This window comes from Acinetobacter baumannii, assembly GCF_009759685.1.
GTDB classification, from domain to species: Bacteria; Pseudomonadota; Gammaproteobacteria; order Pseudomonadales; family Moraxellaceae; genus Acinetobacter; species Acinetobacter baumannii.
Map to the genome: position 1 here is coordinate 2,458,649 of NZ_CP046654.1, position 14,080 is coordinate 2,472,728.

24 protein-coding genes are annotated in these 14,080 nt (G+C 40.2%); all 24 read left to right on the forward strand.

The genetic code is table 11. From position 1 onward, the window contains the following. Nucleotides 1–30: 30 nt before the first annotated feature. Nucleotides 31–1,371 (forward strand): DUF4055 domain-containing protein, encoded by a 1,341-nt coding sequence (locus GO593_RS11725; protein WP_000301495.1) that lies wholly within the window; start codon nt 31–33, stop codon nt 1,369–1,371. Between the two features lie 9 nt (nt 1,372–1,380). Next, complete coding sequence (locus GO593_RS11730; protein WP_000146970.1) at nt 1,381–2,487, forward strand: minor capsid protein; 1,107 nt, start codon at nt 1,381–1,383, stop codon at nt 2,485–2,487. Then, the gene (locus GO593_RS11735; RefSeq protein ID WP_000004550.1) at nt 2,484–2,714 is read left to right on the forward strand and encodes a hypothetical protein; all 231 of its coding nucleotides are present in this window, start codon (nt 2,484–2,486) and stop codon (nt 2,712–2,714) included. The genes GO593_RS11730 and GO593_RS11735 overlap by 4 nt, the downstream gene beginning before the upstream one ends. A gap of 15 nt (nt 2,715–2,729) precedes the next feature. Then, nucleotides 2,730–2,882, forward strand: coding sequence for a hypothetical protein (locus tag GO593_RS19075; RefSeq protein WP_001291451.1), 153 nt, complete (start codon nt 2,730–2,732; stop codon nt 2,880–2,882). Between the two features lie 51 nt (nt 2,883–2,933). Continuing rightward, on the forward strand, nt 2,934–3,248 hold the full coding sequence (locus GO593_RS11740) for a Gp49 family protein (protein WP_000589038.1): 315 nt from the start codon (nt 2,934–2,936) through the stop codon (nt 3,246–3,248). An 86-nt stretch (nt 3,249–3,334) separates the two neighbouring features. Then, the gene (locus tag GO593_RS11745) at nt 3,335–4,126 is read left to right on the forward strand and encodes a hypothetical protein (RefSeq protein WP_000056390.1); all 792 of its coding nucleotides are present in this window, start codon (nt 3,335–3,337) and stop codon (nt 4,124–4,126) included. A 13-nt stretch (nt 4,127–4,139) separates the two neighbouring features. Then, complete coding sequence (locus GO593_RS11750) at nt 4,140–5,090, forward strand: major capsid protein (protein WP_000852265.1); 951 nt, start codon at nt 4,140–4,142, stop codon at nt 5,088–5,090. 44 nt (nt 5,091–5,134) lie between these two features. Next, nucleotides 5,135–5,470, forward strand: coding sequence for a HeH/LEM domain-containing protein (locus tag GO593_RS11755; RefSeq protein WP_000524488.1), 336 nt, complete (start codon nt 5,135–5,137; stop codon nt 5,468–5,470). A gap of 3 nt (nt 5,471–5,473) precedes the next feature. Then, entirely contained in the window at nt 5,474–5,854 is a 381-nt protein-coding gene (locus GO593_RS11760; RefSeq protein WP_000008459.1) for a hypothetical protein, read from the forward strand. After that, nucleotides 5,855–6,223, forward strand: coding sequence for a hypothetical protein (locus tag GO593_RS11765; protein WP_000524257.1), 369 nt, complete (start codon nt 5,855–5,857; stop codon nt 6,221–6,223). 68 nt (nt 6,224–6,291) lie between these two features. Beyond that, nucleotides 6,292–6,489, forward strand: coding sequence for a hypothetical protein (locus GO593_RS11770; RefSeq protein WP_000540685.1), 198 nt, complete (start codon nt 6,292–6,294; stop codon nt 6,487–6,489). 7 nt (nt 6,490–6,496) lie between these two features. Further along, entirely contained in the window at nt 6,497–6,790 is a 294-nt protein-coding gene (locus GO593_RS11775) for a hypothetical protein (protein ID WP_000235282.1), read from the forward strand. Between the two features lie 51 nt (nt 6,791–6,841). After that, the gene (locus tag GO593_RS11780; RefSeq protein WP_000248411.1) at nt 6,842–7,252 is read left to right on the forward strand and encodes a hypothetical protein; all 411 of its coding nucleotides are present in this window, start codon (nt 6,842–6,844) and stop codon (nt 7,250–7,252) included. Further along, nucleotides 7,224–7,592: a hypothetical protein gene (locus tag GO593_RS11785; protein ID WP_000539749.1), complete on the forward strand. Its 369-nt coding sequence runs from the start codon at nt 7,224–7,226 to the stop codon at nt 7,590–7,592. The genes GO593_RS11780 and GO593_RS11785 overlap by 29 nt, the downstream gene beginning before the upstream one ends. A 1-nt stretch (nt 7,593) precedes the next feature. After that, the gene (locus GO593_RS11790; RefSeq protein WP_001251864.1) at nt 7,594–7,992 is read left to right on the forward strand and encodes a phage tail terminator-like protein; all 399 of its coding nucleotides are present in this window, start codon (nt 7,594–7,596) and stop codon (nt 7,990–7,992) included. A 1-nt stretch (nt 7,993) separates the two neighbouring features. After that, nucleotides 7,994–8,212, forward strand: a complete 219-nt coding sequence (locus GO593_RS11795; protein WP_001277696.1) for a hypothetical protein — start codon at nt 7,994–7,996, stop codon at nt 8,210–8,212. A 108-nt stretch (nt 8,213–8,320) separates the two neighbouring features. Then, a complete protein-coding gene (locus GO593_RS11800) occupies nt 8,321–8,842 on the forward strand; it encodes an SH3 domain-containing protein (protein ID WP_000749909.1) in 522 nt (173 codons plus the stop codon). Nucleotides 8,843–8,938: 96 nt separating this feature from the next. Beyond that, complete coding sequence (locus tag GO593_RS11805; protein ID WP_000064593.1) at nt 8,939–9,292, forward strand: hypothetical protein; 354 nt, start codon at nt 8,939–8,941, stop codon at nt 9,290–9,292. Further along, entirely contained in the window at nt 9,292–10,470 is a 1,179-nt protein-coding gene (locus GO593_RS11810; protein ID WP_000002408.1) for a phage tail fiber protein, read from the forward strand. Before GO593_RS11805 ends, GO593_RS11810 begins: the two co-directional genes overlap by 1 nt. Before the next feature lie 52 nt (nt 10,471–10,522). Next, nucleotides 10,523–11,440: a phage tail tube protein gene (locus tag GO593_RS11815; protein WP_000094278.1), complete on the forward strand. Its 918-nt coding sequence runs from the start codon at nt 10,523–10,525 to the stop codon at nt 11,438–11,440. 69 nt (nt 11,441–11,509) lie between these two features. After that, on the forward strand, nt 11,510–12,025 hold the full coding sequence (locus GO593_RS11820) for a hypothetical protein (protein WP_001185585.1): 516 nt from the start codon (nt 11,510–11,512) through the stop codon (nt 12,023–12,025). A gap of 502 nt (nt 12,026–12,527) precedes the next feature. Beyond that, complete coding sequence (locus tag GO593_RS11825; protein ID WP_000335868.1) at nt 12,528–12,827, forward strand: DUF4258 domain-containing protein; 300 nt, start codon at nt 12,528–12,530, stop codon at nt 12,825–12,827. Between the two features lie 8 nt (nt 12,828–12,835). Next, nucleotides 12,836–13,294 carry a helix-turn-helix domain-containing protein gene (locus tag GO593_RS11830; protein ID WP_000274931.1) on the forward strand — a complete coding sequence of 153 codons (459 nt, stop codon included), beginning with the start codon at nt 12,836–12,838 and terminating at the stop codon, nt 13,292–13,294. 104 nt (nt 13,295–13,398) lie between these two features. Continuing rightward, nucleotides 13,399–14,079 carry a hypothetical protein gene (locus GO593_RS11835; RefSeq protein WP_000721572.1) on the forward strand — a complete coding sequence of 227 codons (681 nt, stop codon included), beginning with the start codon at nt 13,399–13,401 and terminating at the stop codon, nt 14,077–14,079. Nucleotide 14,080 lies beyond the last annotated feature (1 nt).

Consider the following 14,080-nt stretch of genomic DNA (forward strand, 5'->3'; position numbering starts at 1 on the left):
CTTCTCAGGTGCTTTTTTATTGGTGTTTTTATGGCAGTTACTGATAAACATCCGCAGTATATTGCTGCACAAAAAAGCTGGGAGATTATGCGGGACGCCGTTGCTGGTGAAGAGCAGATCAAACAGGCACAAACAAAGTACCTAGCTAAATCGGCCGGAATGATTGAGGCTGAAAAGCAAGGTGATACGACTGGAGAGATTTATAAGGCCTATCTAAGTCGAGCTCAGTATCCGCTATGGGTTCAGGACGCATTACGCACGATGATTGGTTTAGTTTCAAAGCTGGAACCTAACATCGTAATTGAAAGTTCTCTGTTAAAGGGTTTGATAGAGAATGCAACCAATGATGGTTTTGGGCTTAAACAGCTCTTTATTCGCATTTGTTCAGAGTTGCTAGAGTTTGGGCGCTGTGGTTTGCTTGTCGATGTTGATGGGGCTGGTGTGCCATATTTCGCTCTATATGATGCGCTATCAATCATTAACTGGAAGGAAAACAGCATTGGTGGCCGTAAGGATCTAAAGCTGTTAGTGCTCGAGGAACAATTCGAAAATAGTGAAGATGAGTTTGGGCATGATACAAAGACGGTTCACCGTGTTTTATCTATGGTTGATGGTGCGCTAACTGTACGGTTATTTGATGGCTCTGTTGAAGAAGATAAAACGCCAGATCTCGGCGGTAATCAGCTATCTTTCACGCCGTTTGTTTTCTGTGGAACGACCGATAATTCTCCACAAGTTGGAACGGTACCATTGCTTACCATGGCCAAGGCAGCACTCAAGTATTACCAGCTAAGTGCGGATTATTACCAGTCACTTCACCATACAGCTCATCCGCAGCCTTGGATTAATGGACTTGAGGGTGATGAAGATATTAGCGTTACTGGTGTGATGGCTGTCTGGAGCCTTCCTAGTGAATCTCAGTGTGGTTATCTCGAAATTTCAGGTAGTGGCATTGAACTCACTAAAAAGGAAATGGATGCTCAAAAGAATTCGGCATTAGAAGCTGGAGCAAAGGTGATTGATACCAACTCACAAGAATCAGGTGAAGCACGACGTGCGCGTCAGGATGACCAACAAGCAAGCCTACATAGCATTGTCACTTGTGCTGCTGCAGCTATTGAACAAGCTATCAAATATGCAGCTCAGTGGTTAAAGCTGGATTCAACAAAATATGCATTTACGGTTGAACCTGAATTTATCGTTCAGCAATACGATATCAATCTGGCCAAACAACTTTATGAAGGTGCTATTGCCGGAAAGAACTCTTTCCGCACATATTGGGAATACCTGATGACAGGTAAATTACCAGCTCACGACTATCAGGAAGAAGTGAAGCGGGTTGAAGGTGAACGGGACAGTATGCCGTTGTAGAGGTGACGTATGGCTTCAAAAGAAGATAAATCATTGATTGAAGTACTTACCCAACATCAGGCGTACTTATATCGGGTGTCTTCTCAATCTGTTAATGAGCTACTAAAAATCTTTAATGATGAGTCAATATTAATGTTGGCAAAGCTTCGGGATTTGCTTGATGAATTAAATGATTCTGAAAAGATGGCTCTAGCAAGTGGACAGTACACTACAACTAATCTTAAAGAAATTCGTGATCTGATTGCTCAGTGGTTTATAGGACTAAATACTGCATTACCTGAAGCTTTCGCAGTTTCTGCTACTGCCTTGGCAGTATATGAAGCCAATTATACGGCGAAGCTATATGGCGGCAAGATCAAAAAGCCAAATGGTGAAAAGCTTTATGCAGCAGCTAAAAAAGTACCGTTGGTGGGAGGAGCACTGGTTGATGAGCTGCTTTCTAAGATTGCTGAAACTGCACGCCAAAAAGTTGAGTATGCCATTCGGGATGGTATCAACTCAGGTAAAACAAATCAGGAAATAGTTCAGCGCATTCGCGGCACCAAGCGGCTTAATTATGAGGATGGGCTTCTAAGTAGCAGTAAGACTGATATCGACCGTACGGTGAGAACAGTTCGTAGTCATGTAGCCAATCAAGCTTATCTCAATAGCTTTAACCAGATTGGCTTTGAATACGTAAGACTGGTAGCAACTTTAGACGGAAGAACTTCAAAACTTTGCGCAACTCTTGATGGTTCCGTATGGGAGATTAACGATCCGGCAAAGCGCGTACCGCCGTTGCATCCTAATTGCCGAAGTATTCTGGTACCTGTAGAGAAAGACGGGAAATTAGTTGGTGAACGGCCATTTGTTATGGACGAACGTCGAGTTAAAGACATCCCGAAAGAAGAGCGTAGCCAGTTAATAGGGCAGCTAGATGCCAATACTACGTTTAGAGAGTTCTTCAAGAAGACAGATGATTTCTTTCAAAGAGAATGGTTGGGGCCGAAACGTTACAAGCTCTATAAGGAAGGAAAATTTGATTTTGATAAGTTCTTCGATCCAGAGGGGCGGTTATATACATTGGACCAACTTCGAAAGTTGGATGAGCAAACCTTTAAGGAGTTGGGCTTATGAGTGAGTCAAGACATTTAGTGCTAAAGCGTCACCCTACTTTGAAAGGTTATCTGGTTATTTGTGATGAAGAAACTGGACAACCACTAGCTGGACAAAGAGCAGTACAGATGAATTCTGATGCCTTAAATGGACCTGCAACAATTACTGTAACTTTTGAAGCATATGGTGCTCATGGTGTTCGCTTACTGACTGATGAACCAAGGCCGACTCAAACAAAGCAAATGTAGCGAAAGGTACTACAAATGTCTGAAAAGCAAATCAATATGTCGGATGCTCAATATATTCTGAGCACAAAATTAATTCTGGTGCCATTTCTTCAAATTAAGATTTCAAGAGCCATGGCAATTTATGGTTTTACTTTTGAAAGATTAAAAGCGATTGCACTCATCAATTAGAACTTAATTTTTAACCTTAGCACCTTCGGGTGCTTTTTTTGTGAGAAGAAAATGATCAAAGAAGTAACAGAGCAAGAGTTAGCTGAAAAGTCTGTGGCACCCCGAGTAACTAAAGCGCAAATTGATTCATTGATGGAGCGTGTTACATATACGGTTGAGCAACGCCCCGGTGGCACGACATCTACTTTTGTCCATGCATTTTTAGATGGAAAGTTTTTCCTAGCAACGGGTTTTAGTGCATGTGTGAATGCTGAAAACTTTGATGCTGAAATTGGTGAGCGTATGGCTCGTGGAAATGCAGAAAAGTCAGCTGAAAATAAACTTTGGGAGCTAGAAGGCTACCGTTTATTTGCAACAAATTACTAAGTTTTCAATCGAAATTTAGCGTCCTTAGGGGCGCTTTTTTAATGCCTTGAGATAAGTCTTTACCCAATCAAACGAGAGGTTTGAACATGTCATTGCCATTTATTGTTGATTCACTTGATGCAATCAAAGAAGAACACCGAGCTTTATATGTCGAGGAAAACGGGAAGTTTCGCCTCGACTTAGAAGGTTATGAAGATCCAAAAGGTTTGAAATCTGCACTTCAAAGCGAGCGAGATGCTGCTAAGAATGCAAAGTTGGAACTTCAAAAACTTCAGAAACAATTTGAAGGAATTGATCCTGAAATTGTTAAGAAAGTCTTTGCTCAAATTGACCAGGATGAAGAGGCCAAATTAATCGCAGAAGGCAAGGTTAACGAAGTGATTCAGAAGCGCACCGAGAAGATGCGTGAAGAGCATGAAAAGTTACTGAAGGCCGAAAAAGAACGTGCCGATAAAGCCGAAGCTTATGCTCAAAAGTTCAAGCAATCAGTAATTCAAAGCCAAATTGTGCAGGCTGCAATTGAACTTGAAGCATTGCCAGAAGCGACCCCTGATATCGCCTTTTTAGCTCAGTCAAAGTTTGCATTAGATGAAAACGGCAAAGCTGTGGCAGTTGATGAAAACGGGGAAGTAGTCATTGGTAAAGACGGCCAAACACCGATGACCCCAAAAGAATGGGTTGAATCTCTACGCGAGCAAAAACCGTATTACTGGCCTAAACCTAATGGCATGGGCGCACCTGGTAGCAACAATTCAAAAGGTCAGCCAGACATTCTCAAAGCAGATGGCTCGGTAAATATGACCAAATTGGCGCAATTACGAAATGAAAACCCGCAACTAGCTAAAGAGCTAGCGGCAAAACACGGTATTAAACTTTAAGGAGTAAAGCCTAATGGCTGAGACAAAAATTGCTGATGTAATCGTACCTGAGTTATTTACTCCGTACGTATTAAATAAGACTGCCGAGAAGTCTGCATTATGGCAGTCAGGCATTGTTGGGGAGCTTGATGAAAAAGTCGCTTTTGGTACAGAAGGCGGTACCACAGTAAATATTCCTTTCTGGAATGATTTAAGCGGTGAGTCCGAAGTACTTTCAGATGGTAAAGCTCTTGGGGTAAATAACATCACGGCTGGTAAAGATATTGCTATTTTGCATGCCCGTGGTAAGGCTTGGGGTGCAAATGATTTATCTAAAGCATTATCTGGTGATGACCCATTGGGTGCGATTGCTGATCTTGTAGCAGATTACTGGGCTCGTGAATTTCAGGGGTTTACCGTAAATACACTTAAAGGTGTATTTGGGTCTGCAAGCATGGCAGGTAATACCCATGACATTTCGGCTGGTACTGGAGCAGCAGCCGTAATTGATGGTCATTCATTTATCGATGCATCTTATAAATTGGGAGATGCTGTTGATAAATTAACAGCGATTTCAATGCACTCATTCACAATGGCAGCACTAGCCAAGCAAGGTTTAATTGAAACTGTGCGTGATGCTGATGGTGTGGTGCTTTACAAAACTTTTATGGATCGCCGTGTGATTGTCGATGACGGTATGCCAGTGGATGGTGATGTATTTACCTCTTTCTTGTTTGGCCAAGGTGCGATTGGTTTCCAAGATATTGGTGCACCAGTTGGTGTAGAGACTGACCGAGACAGCCTAGCAGGTACAGATATTCTTATTAACCGCCGTCACTTTGTATTGCATCCTCGTGGCATTAAGTGGGCAGGTGATACAGGTATTGCACCTAATAATGCTGGTCTAGCAACAGCCGCAAACTGGGAACGTGTCTACGATCCTAAACAGATCCGTATTGTGGCATTCAAGCACAAGATCAAATAACAAAAAGGCGGGTAACACCGCCTTATCTTTTTGGAGATCCACATATGGGACTTTCATCATTTAACCGTGCACGGGAAAGACAACAAATGACAGAAACAAAAATTGCTGAACTCGAAGAACAACTGGCAACAGTAAAGGGCGAATTTATTGCCTTTCAAAATGATACCGAAGCAATGAAAGCACGTATTGCTGAACTTGAATCAGGTGAAGGTGGTCAAACACCTGAAGATGACCAAAAACCAAGTGATACTCAACCACAACCAATTAACTATGCTGGTCTAAAAGTAGATGAGCTTCGAGCTGTACTAACTGAAAAAGGCATTGCATTTGAAGCAGGTGCTAAAAAAGATGAACTTTTAGCATTAATTCCAAAGGAATAATTCATGAGCTTTATCACTGAACAAGAAGCGATAGAACATGTTGAAGGCTTTGATGCTTTATCTGCCAGTGATAAGGCTCAATACCTCCAAATGGCCGAAGCATATCTATTAGCACGTAACGTTAAGCCTTATGAAGATGCTACCCAAGTACCTGAACCTTTAAAAACGGCCTCCTATCAAATCATCAAGGGCATTATGAAAGGTGATCTATATCAAGGGCAGGAACAGGCACTAAAACGTAAGAAGGTCAAAGCTGATACGGTTGAGACCGAAAAGGAATATCAGGACGGATCAGTAAAGCTTAGTGCAATCGAACAATTCATTCTTGATTTGATTAAGCCTTACAGCAAACGAAAAGCTGTATTTTTTGTCAGGAAAATTTAAATGGGCTTACGTGAAGAAATTCAGGCAGATATTGCTGAAGCATTTAATGATGATTTAGCGGACGCCGTTCATTCATTTACTTGTGACCGGATCTCAAGAAAAGATTGGGATCCTAAAACTGAAACTTATGTCGAAGTTAAAGAAAACTATTCTGGTCGTGGCGTTCTGTTTGGCTCATACAGTCAATATGAGATTCAGACGCTTGGAGTACTGGCCACAGATAAAAAGGCTACAGTGCTGCAGAATGAAGTTACCAAAGAGCCAAAGATTGATGATGAGTGGTTAACAGCCTTAGGCTCATTCCGGGTAATTCATATTCAACAGGATCCAGCTTCTACTATTTGGAAATGTCAGTTGAGGAAGGTATAAGCTTGTATTGATTAATTTAGTTGATTTAAGCTATATACCTATTTTTAAAATACTTTCTTGGGGAAATTATGGGGTATATCGTTAAGTTAACCGATTCTGGTAAATATTTAATTCCAGACAATGAGGGATTGCTTACTACAACAGATTCAAAAGAAAAAGCTGTAGAATTTGGTCAAATAGATGATGAAGAGTCTGCTAAGTTAACTGCCCATAGTTTTAGTGGTGGAATGACAACTGGCGTTGATTTCATAATTGAGAAGGTGTAATTAAATTATGGCAACTCAAGCATATGTAATCGTCATTGAAATCCCAGAAAAGAAATGCCCAAATGTAAGAGGCAAAGCTAGTCTAATTAAAGATGGTAAGGCAAAAGTTTATCTTTCAAATAATACAACTTCTAGAGATGCTGAAAATGGCTTTGACCGATATGGAGTTACAGGTGGTCGAAATGCTGTAGTAGTAACTGAGGCAACATTTCCAAAATACGAAGAAGAAATTACTAACTATCTTAATCGAAGATTTGGAGAAGACTGGTCTTTAAAATTAGAAAAGTGCTCAGTTGCATAAATTAAAACCCACTTCGGTGGGTTTTTTAATGGGCGCAATTTAGGAGTTTGAATGGTAAATACAAACTACGTTCCTTTGTGGCTTATCTCACCATTTCAGCATGTGCATTACACATTAGTTCGAAATCAACTGCATATGGATTTGCTATTTGAGGACATGAATAAGGTCGATCAATTCTTGTCTATTGAAGGGGCTGCAGCTCAGGTTGATTTCTATTCCGAAGGTGCATATGCAGTTGTTCAGCTTGGTGATACTTCAGAAAGAAATCAGATTGAAGTGTATGGATTGCTTTTACATGAAGCTGTTCATGTCTGGCAAAAGATTAAAAAGCTCATGGGTGAACGAGAACCGAGCTCTGAGTTTGAAGCTTATTCAATTCAGGCGATCGCTCAGGATCTCTTTAAGATGTATGAGGAAAGCGAGGTTAAAAGTCATGGGGTGGAAGGGGAAAAAGCCGACTAGTTTTAGTCTTGATGTGTCTAAAGCAGCAGAAGCACATGTAAAGAATATTGTCATGGATACCGTGCAATCCTTAGTTAATTTAAGTCCTGTTGATACTGGAGCATACCGTGCTTCACATATTGTTTCGATTGGATCTGCTGATTTCGGCGTGCGTGAACCTGAAACAAACCCAATTCAAGATGCAGCAATTCAAGCTGTAAAGATTAAATTGGGCAATTTGGTTTATATCCAGAACAATAAAGCTTATGCACCCCGCTTAGAAAACGGCTGGTCTGATCAAGCACCACAAGGTATTTATGGCCTCACGTTTAACTTTATTTCTCAAAAGTACGGTGGTTAAGATGGCAATGACTTTAGAGCAAACAAGGCAAGCTATTATTGATCGTATGCAAAGCTTTACTGGTATTGCGCAGGACAGAATACAGTATCCAAATGCTCCAGGCTTTAATGTACCTAAAGATGGTGTTTGGTGCCGCTTAACGATTGCAGGTGGTCCCAGTTTTAATTCTGGCATTGCAGATAAGCCATGTACTCGCCGTACCGGTAATATCATGATTCAATGCTTTGCACGTCCCAATTCAGGAATAATTGAAATCACAAAATTGAGTGATGCATTACTTGCTCATTTTGAATATTTCACAATCGAACACTTAGAATGTTTGAATGGCCAATCTATTTATGCGGGTAAAGATGCTGATTTCATTCAGTATAATGTGAGCATTGGGTACAAGGTGAATTGATATGTCATGTATGCTGACTTTAGAAGAAATCGAAATTAAACGGCAAGAACTGGAACGGCATCTTGAAGATGTTATGTCTGTTGAGTTGAGCAAATGGCAATCTGAAAACAAGCTATGTGTTTCTGATGTGAATATACGCTTGGCTAATGTTGTTAGTCTCGGAGGGCCTAAACATAACGTTGTTACTGGAGTAAGTGTCGATTTAGATAATGAGCTTTGAGTTCAAGAAAAAGCTACTGCAAGGCGATTATTTTTAATGACCTCAGCATATTATCATTTGTGATTACATTCTGTTACAGTAATGGAAATTTATAACAAATGGTAAAACATGAAAAAATCAACTTTAGGCTGGGGTGCCGCAGGATTAGTAGCTTTAGGGATTTTTGGTTCAGGCAATGATAACTCTCCAAAACAAACTTCAGACTCAGAAAATGCGCAGAGTGCAGTAGAGGAAGTTATCGAATCAAAATATATCAACACTAATTCTTTAAATATTAGAGATAAACCAAACGGTCAAGTAGTAGGAAAGTTAGGACGTGGGGAAAAAGTTGATATTTATGAGATGAAAGGAAACTGGGCACGTATTTCCTTAAATTCCTCATCACCTCAGTGGTTATCAACAAAGCTATTATGTGAAACGGATGGCTGTTTTAAACAAAAGTCTCGATCAACCACGTCAAATAATTATCAGGCCTTAAAATCTCATCCTCATCATTCTGAAAGAAAACAGAAAAAAACCTACTACGATAGTGATTGTTCATGTGCTGTGGTGGATTATTGCGTGGGTCCTAGAGGTGGGCACTACTGTATTACGAGTGGAGGAAACAAGAGATATAAACCTAGATATTAATTAATTTGAATTATGAGACCTCCATTTTGAGAGGTACTTTATGTCTTAATCACTACCACCTCATCGGTGGTTTTTTTATGTCTATAGGAATCACTTATGAGCAATTTTGTATTTAAGCGTGGTGACACTTTCAACTTAAATCTTCAGCTAGTTGATATGGATGAAGCCCTGCAATATCCACCAGATGATGTGCGCCGTGCAATTGATCTTACAGGTTATACCTTCACTTCACAGGTTAAAGCTCTGGCTGATGGTGCTACTGTGGCCACATTAACTTGTACTGCATTAAGCCAAAGCACACAGAAAGGGTGGCTGAACATTAAATCTAGTGCAAGCACTGCAACTTGGCCTTTAGGGCTGTGTCAGATGGATATTAAAGCTGTAGTTAGTGGCACTACACAGCACACTGAAACTTTGACTTTCCAAGTGATTGACGGAGTAACAGCATAATGGCAAATCTTGTTTTTAAATTTAGTTGGGATCATCGGCCATTCCCATATAACGCCTCACAGGGCAAGCGGCAGTTTATGTTGCCATTTGCGTCAGGTATTCCCAATCTGGCACCCAACTTTTCTCAAGTAGTTGGTACTGCAGCTATCTCTCAAGGTGGAACGGGGGCAACTACAGCGGCTGGTGCACGAGCTAACCTAGGCGCAGCTGCAAGTGGGGTAAATAGTGATATTAGTGAGCTTAAGGGACTTACAACCCCTTTATCAATTTCTCAGGGAGGATTAGGAGCTGATAATGCACAGACAGCTAGAATGAATTTGGGGTTAGGAACTGCTGCTGTACTAGCGTCAACAACAAGTCAATATGATCCTACGCCGGGACGAGCACTAAGAGTCGGTGATTGGGGGATAGGGGCTGAAGGTTCTCGTGTATCTGATATGGTTGCTCCTCTTAATAATGGTTTTTTTCGAACAGATGACACTTTAACAAATGATACTGGTAATAGTATTGGTCCTTATGGTTTCTTTTTACACTGTACCCGACGCTCAATGGGTTTATATACAAATGGAAGTCATTCATTTCAGCTTGGGAAAGCTGCCTCATATTCTGCCCTGAAGTATCGATTTAATAATAGTGGTACTTGGTCTAATTGGTTTAATTTATTGACTGCACAAAATACTACAACTGATGGAAATGGTTTTATTAAAGCCGCTTCACCAGTCGTTAAGCTTTTCCAAAGTCATATTGAGCTAAATAACGATGCTGCCAAGCAACCGATCACTTTTGACAAATTAGGCACTGGTGACTATCTGATTAAGGGCTCTTTAGGCTTTGCACAGGAAGGTTGGTATATCGAAGTACCTAAGGATGCCAACGGTAATACGGTAGTAGCAGTTGAATATTCAACCTTAGAAAATGGTGATCTTTCTATTAAAACTTATAAACGTAAGTTTGATGTGGAAAAGGCAGCCATTGTAGCTGATCTCGAAAATCCACTTGATATTCCAGAAGGCCGCTGGATTGATATCCGTCTGCATGAAGAACCTGAACCAGAGCCTGAAGAGCCGTTGAGTGAAACACCAGTGGATTTCCAGCCGACTAACTTATCTCAGGCAGTTGCTGCAGCCATGAATGGCGTGGAACCGCCAGAAATCTCAGAAACAGACGAAACACTTTAATAACCCGCTTAAACAGCGGGTTTTTTATTGCCTAAATTTTGGAGAACCACAAATGAGTTCAGGCGCAAAAATTCGATTATATGCTTGTGAGGAAGCAGTTTTAGGAACAACTCCTGCAAATCCAGTCTGGTACACCGTTCGCCGTGTTACTGATAGTTTGACTGAAAATGTTACTACTGAAGATAGCAGTGAAGTAGTTGATTCACGTTTTCGCCAAGGCGCTGTTGTAACGGAAGCCGAAGTAACTGGTCAACTAGAGTTTGAATTATCACTAGGTACCTTTGACTTATTCTTAAATGTTCTCGCTTTCAATAACTGGGCTGCAAATGCTTTAAGTTTTGGTGGTGGAGTACGTAAGTCTCTTACCTTGGTAAAAGTCTTTGAAGATATTGGTCAAGTCTTTATTTATCGTGGTATTCAAGTGAATACAGGTGAAATGACGATCCAGACCACAGGCAAAATCACTGGTAACTTTGGTTTAGTAGGTAGCTCATTTACGCGACAGCAGGTTAATCCTGTTACAAATCCTATTCCAGCATCGACTCGCCCTCTGGTGAGTATGCCAAATGTTGAAAAGCTACTTATTAATGGTCAATCAATTCAGGGTAAAGCTTGTCTGCAGACACTTACCATCAACTTTAGTAATAATCTGGAAGCGATCCGTTGTATCGGTTCTGGTAAGTACACGCCTGAGTTTTACTTAGAGAAAATGATGGATATTGGCGTAAATGCTAATTTCATGTTTTCAGCAACATCTGCTTCTTGGATTGATGCTATTAAAACCCGTGATGTATTTACATTGACCTTCGATATTACAGATACCAAAGGCAGTAAGTACTCGTTTAACTTCCCGCAACTTGAAGTTAAGGAAGCAAATCACCCTGATGGTGGTGGCGATGACATTATTACAATAGATATCAATTTTGCCCAAGTGCGTACCAGTCCAACGATTGTACGTGCTCTTGTGTAATCAACTTATTCAGTAACAAAGCCTATGGAAACCCATGGGCTTTTTTATTTCTAAAAATTAGAGGTTGTTATGGCTTTAAAAGTCGGAATTATTAAAAGCTCAGACGTATCAAAATGGTGTGAATACAAGGGTGCTGATGGCGATGTACAGGCTGAGTTCAAAGTCCGTGGTATCGCTTATAAGCCTTTTCAGGTAGCTATTGAACGGGCAGGAAACCAGATCTCGTCTAAAGGCTATGATGTGATGGTCAAAGATGAAGATGCCAAGCTTTACCACGAGCTTTTAATGGATGCATGCGCGGCCCACTTAATCGAAGACTGGAAAGGTGTGGTATTTGCCGAAATCGTAGACGGTAAAACTGTTGAGTCCGAAAAGCCATATACACCTGAGAATGCCTCAAAGCTTCTTAATCTTGGTGATATTGGTATTTCAATCTGGCTATTCATTAAAGAACAGGCCCAGAAGATTCAGGAAGACGCAGACAAGGACAAGGCTTTAATTCTGGGAAAGTCATGGAGCTCTACAAATACCAAAAAACGTATGCGTCGAAAACGCCGCACGAAATCGAGCAAATCAAGTTCTTAGGCGGCCGTATTCCGGATCCGCCAGAATATTCGTATGCGGCTGATTCAATTCTTTCGGCATTTAGCACTATATGTCGATCCAGACGTTATGAGCAAAGCATACCGTTATCTTTAGATCAGCAGGCTATCAATGTCTATGCTGAGCATAATGATTTGCCAGTGGCTGCTCATATTTTTAATGACTGTATTTTTGCGTTGGATAATTTGTTTTTGGAGGAGTGCCATAAGAAGATATCAACCAAAAGCAAAGGTAAGTGACCAAATTAGGTATTGCCAGGGACTGAAAAGCCTAATTTGGTCAAAACGTCAAACAATTAAGCAGTTGCTCTTAAACGCGACTCAAAATAACGCAGTCGATGTTACAAAATACTTGATCTGGATTGACAGAAAATTACCTTTAAGGTGTTGCGCGTGATTATCAAATGATGAATAATCACCTTACCGTCAATATTTGACGGTTCAGCATTCTTTTACTCTTTCCAAGAACCTTGGTGTTTGCTTGTATGTGTTTAACATTAACTGAAGCTAAACAAAAACTTAGAGCATTTGCTAGAGATACTAGCAAAATCAAGTTAACTGCACATGCAAAAGAAAGAATGAAAGAACGCTGTATCTCTATGAAGCAAATTATTTGCTGTTTTGAGCATGGAGATATTACTGAGGGGCCGTACCCAAATACTCGTGGTGATTGCCAGTTAAATGTTTCTGTTCGCACTGCAGGCGAATACATAACAACAGCTGTTGCAATCAAGCAGAGCGAGAACGGTGAATTCTCAGTAGTAGTCACTACATTTAGAGAGTAGGCTAAATTATGTATCACTATGAAGAATGCGGTCTGAGCAATATTTGGCTGCGCAATGGATTTACAATTGAAAATGATGAAGACTATGGTGAACTCGTATCTATTGAATCTGTTCATGAGCTTCATAATGCCATTGGGTTGTTCTTAATTACGCAAAAGCCTGACTTGAATGGTGAGGAAATTCGTTTTTTACGTAAAGAACTAAACTTGTCACAGAAGAATCTTGCTGGGCTTTTAGGAGTCAGTGAGACTAGTATTAGACATTGGGAAGCTGATCGCGGTTTAATTGGTAAACCTACTGAGCTATTACTTCGTGCATTATATAAAGAGCATGTTCAAGGTGATGGCAAACTAAGAAGTATGATTGAGTCATTAAATCATCAGGAACGAACTTTAGTACCAAGTGAAATTAGTTTTTCATATGGAAATAACCATTCATGGCATCAAACCAATTGTGAAATAGCTTAGTTAGTTTTATTTGATAGAAACCACCTTCGGGTGGTTTTCCTTTATGTGACATTTAGTAACCAGTTTGTTAAAGTTAGTACACTTTATAACAAACGGTGAAATTCATGAAAAAAATATTGGCTGCGGGTTTAATTGGTCTTGGGTTGGTGGGGTGCGCTACTCCAGCCTATAATTATCAAGCTATACCTAAAAATATAAGCAAACCGCCAATTGGATCAGTTAATAAAGCATTTGTAGGGGATCAAATGCTTGAACAGGGAATGGTGGTTGATCGTGAAGTTCTAAACGTCCCTGAAAATATTAAAATTAGTTTTGCTTATTCACTTACTTCAGGCATTTACTTAAAAACAGGCAAAAATGAAAAAGGGCAATATTTTCAGCCATTCAACACTGTCAGTGGTGGGGGGATGGTTCAGAAAAACCCTTTAGCTGACCCATTTAAAGTAGTTATGTTAGATACTGAAGGTAAGCTCTGTGTAGTAACAGTATTTAATGCAAAAAACTGTACTGATAAACATCAAGCTACTATGAAGACAGTAGCAATTGCATCAGATAATTCCTTCCAACAAACATTAATTTATAGTGGAAAATTTGGAAATAAAATTAATGTCGGGTACCGTGAATTCTCAAGTAATCAAGCACGTCCTGCATTCAATAATGATGTTGAATATGATTTAAGCCAATCTAAGCAAATAGGTTATAAAGGTGCTTTATTGGAAGTAATTGATGCCACTAATCAAGATATTACTTACAAAGTTTTGAAGAACTTTAACAAGGTAGATTAAG

What these genes read in the sequence shown, in the direction of transcription:
- GO593_RS11790 (WP_001251864.1), top strand. Translation starts at nt 7,594, where the DNA reads ATGGCAATGACTTTAGAGCAAACAAGGCAAGCTATTATTGATCGTATG.
- GO593_RS11825 (WP_000335868.1), top strand. Translation starts at nt 12,528, where the DNA reads ATGTGTTTAACATTAACTGAAGCTAAACAAAAACTTAGAGCATTTGCT.
- GO593_RS11735 (WP_000004550.1), top strand. Translation starts at nt 2,484, where the DNA reads ATGAGTGAGTCAAGACATTTAGTGCTAAAGCGTCACCCTACTTTGAAA.
- GO593_RS11820 (WP_001185585.1), top strand. Translation starts at nt 11,510, where the DNA reads ATGGCTTTAAAAGTCGGAATTATTAAAAGCTCAGACGTATCAAAATGG.
- GO593_RS11750 (WP_000852265.1), top strand. Translation starts at nt 4,140, where the DNA reads ATGGCTGAGACAAAAATTGCTGATGTAATCGTACCTGAGTTATTTACT.
- GO593_RS11785 (WP_000539749.1), top strand. Translation starts at nt 7,224, where the DNA reads ATGGGGTGGAAGGGGAAAAAGCCGACTAGTTTTAGTCTTGATGTGTCT.
- GO593_RS11760 (WP_000008459.1), top strand. Translation starts at nt 5,474, where the DNA reads ATGAGCTTTATCACTGAACAAGAAGCGATAGAACATGTTGAAGGCTTT.
- GO593_RS11805 (WP_000064593.1), top strand. Translation starts at nt 8,939, where the DNA reads ATGAGCAATTTTGTATTTAAGCGTGGTGACACTTTCAACTTAAATCTT.
- GO593_RS11730 (WP_000146970.1), top strand. Translation starts at nt 1,381, where the DNA reads ATGGCTTCAAAAGAAGATAAATCATTGATTGAAGTACTTACCCAACAT.
- GO593_RS11780 (WP_000248411.1), top strand. Translation starts at nt 6,842, where the DNA reads ATGGTAAATACAAACTACGTTCCTTTGTGGCTTATCTCACCATTTCAG.
- GO593_RS11770 (WP_000540685.1), top strand. Translation starts at nt 6,292, where the DNA reads ATGGGGTATATCGTTAAGTTAACCGATTCTGGTAAATATTTAATTCCA.
- GO593_RS11740 (WP_000589038.1), top strand. Translation starts at nt 2,934, where the DNA reads ATGATCAAAGAAGTAACAGAGCAAGAGTTAGCTGAAAAGTCTGTGGCA.
- GO593_RS11755 (WP_000524488.1), top strand. Translation starts at nt 5,135, where the DNA reads ATGGGACTTTCATCATTTAACCGTGCACGGGAAAGACAACAAATGACA.
- GO593_RS11830 (WP_000274931.1), top strand. Translation starts at nt 12,836, where the DNA reads ATGTATCACTATGAAGAATGCGGTCTGAGCAATATTTGGCTGCGCAAT.
- GO593_RS11765 (WP_000524257.1), top strand. Translation starts at nt 5,855, where the DNA reads ATGGGCTTACGTGAAGAAATTCAGGCAGATATTGCTGAAGCATTTAAT.
- GO593_RS11725 (WP_000301495.1), top strand. Translation starts at nt 31, where the DNA reads ATGGCAGTTACTGATAAACATCCGCAGTATATTGCTGCACAAAAAAGC.
- GO593_RS11835 (WP_000721572.1), top strand. Translation starts at nt 13,399, where the DNA reads ATGAAAAAAATATTGGCTGCGGGTTTAATTGGTCTTGGGTTGGTGGGG.
- GO593_RS11745 (WP_000056390.1), top strand. Translation starts at nt 3,335, where the DNA reads ATGTCATTGCCATTTATTGTTGATTCACTTGATGCAATCAAAGAAGAA.
- GO593_RS11795 (WP_001277696.1), top strand. Translation starts at nt 7,994, where the DNA reads ATGTCATGTATGCTGACTTTAGAAGAAATCGAAATTAAACGGCAAGAA.
- GO593_RS11810 (WP_000002408.1), top strand. Translation starts at nt 9,292, where the DNA reads ATGGCAAATCTTGTTTTTAAATTTAGTTGGGATCATCGGCCATTCCCA.
- GO593_RS11815 (WP_000094278.1), top strand. Translation starts at nt 10,523, where the DNA reads ATGAGTTCAGGCGCAAAAATTCGATTATATGCTTGTGAGGAAGCAGTT.
- GO593_RS11775 (WP_000235282.1), top strand. Translation starts at nt 6,497, where the DNA reads ATGGCAACTCAAGCATATGTAATCGTCATTGAAATCCCAGAAAAGAAA.
- GO593_RS11800 (WP_000749909.1), top strand. Translation starts at nt 8,321, where the DNA reads ATGAAAAAATCAACTTTAGGCTGGGGTGCCGCAGGATTAGTAGCTTTA.
- GO593_RS19075 (WP_001291451.1), top strand. Translation starts at nt 2,730, where the DNA reads ATGTCTGAAAAGCAAATCAATATGTCGGATGCTCAATATATTCTGAGC.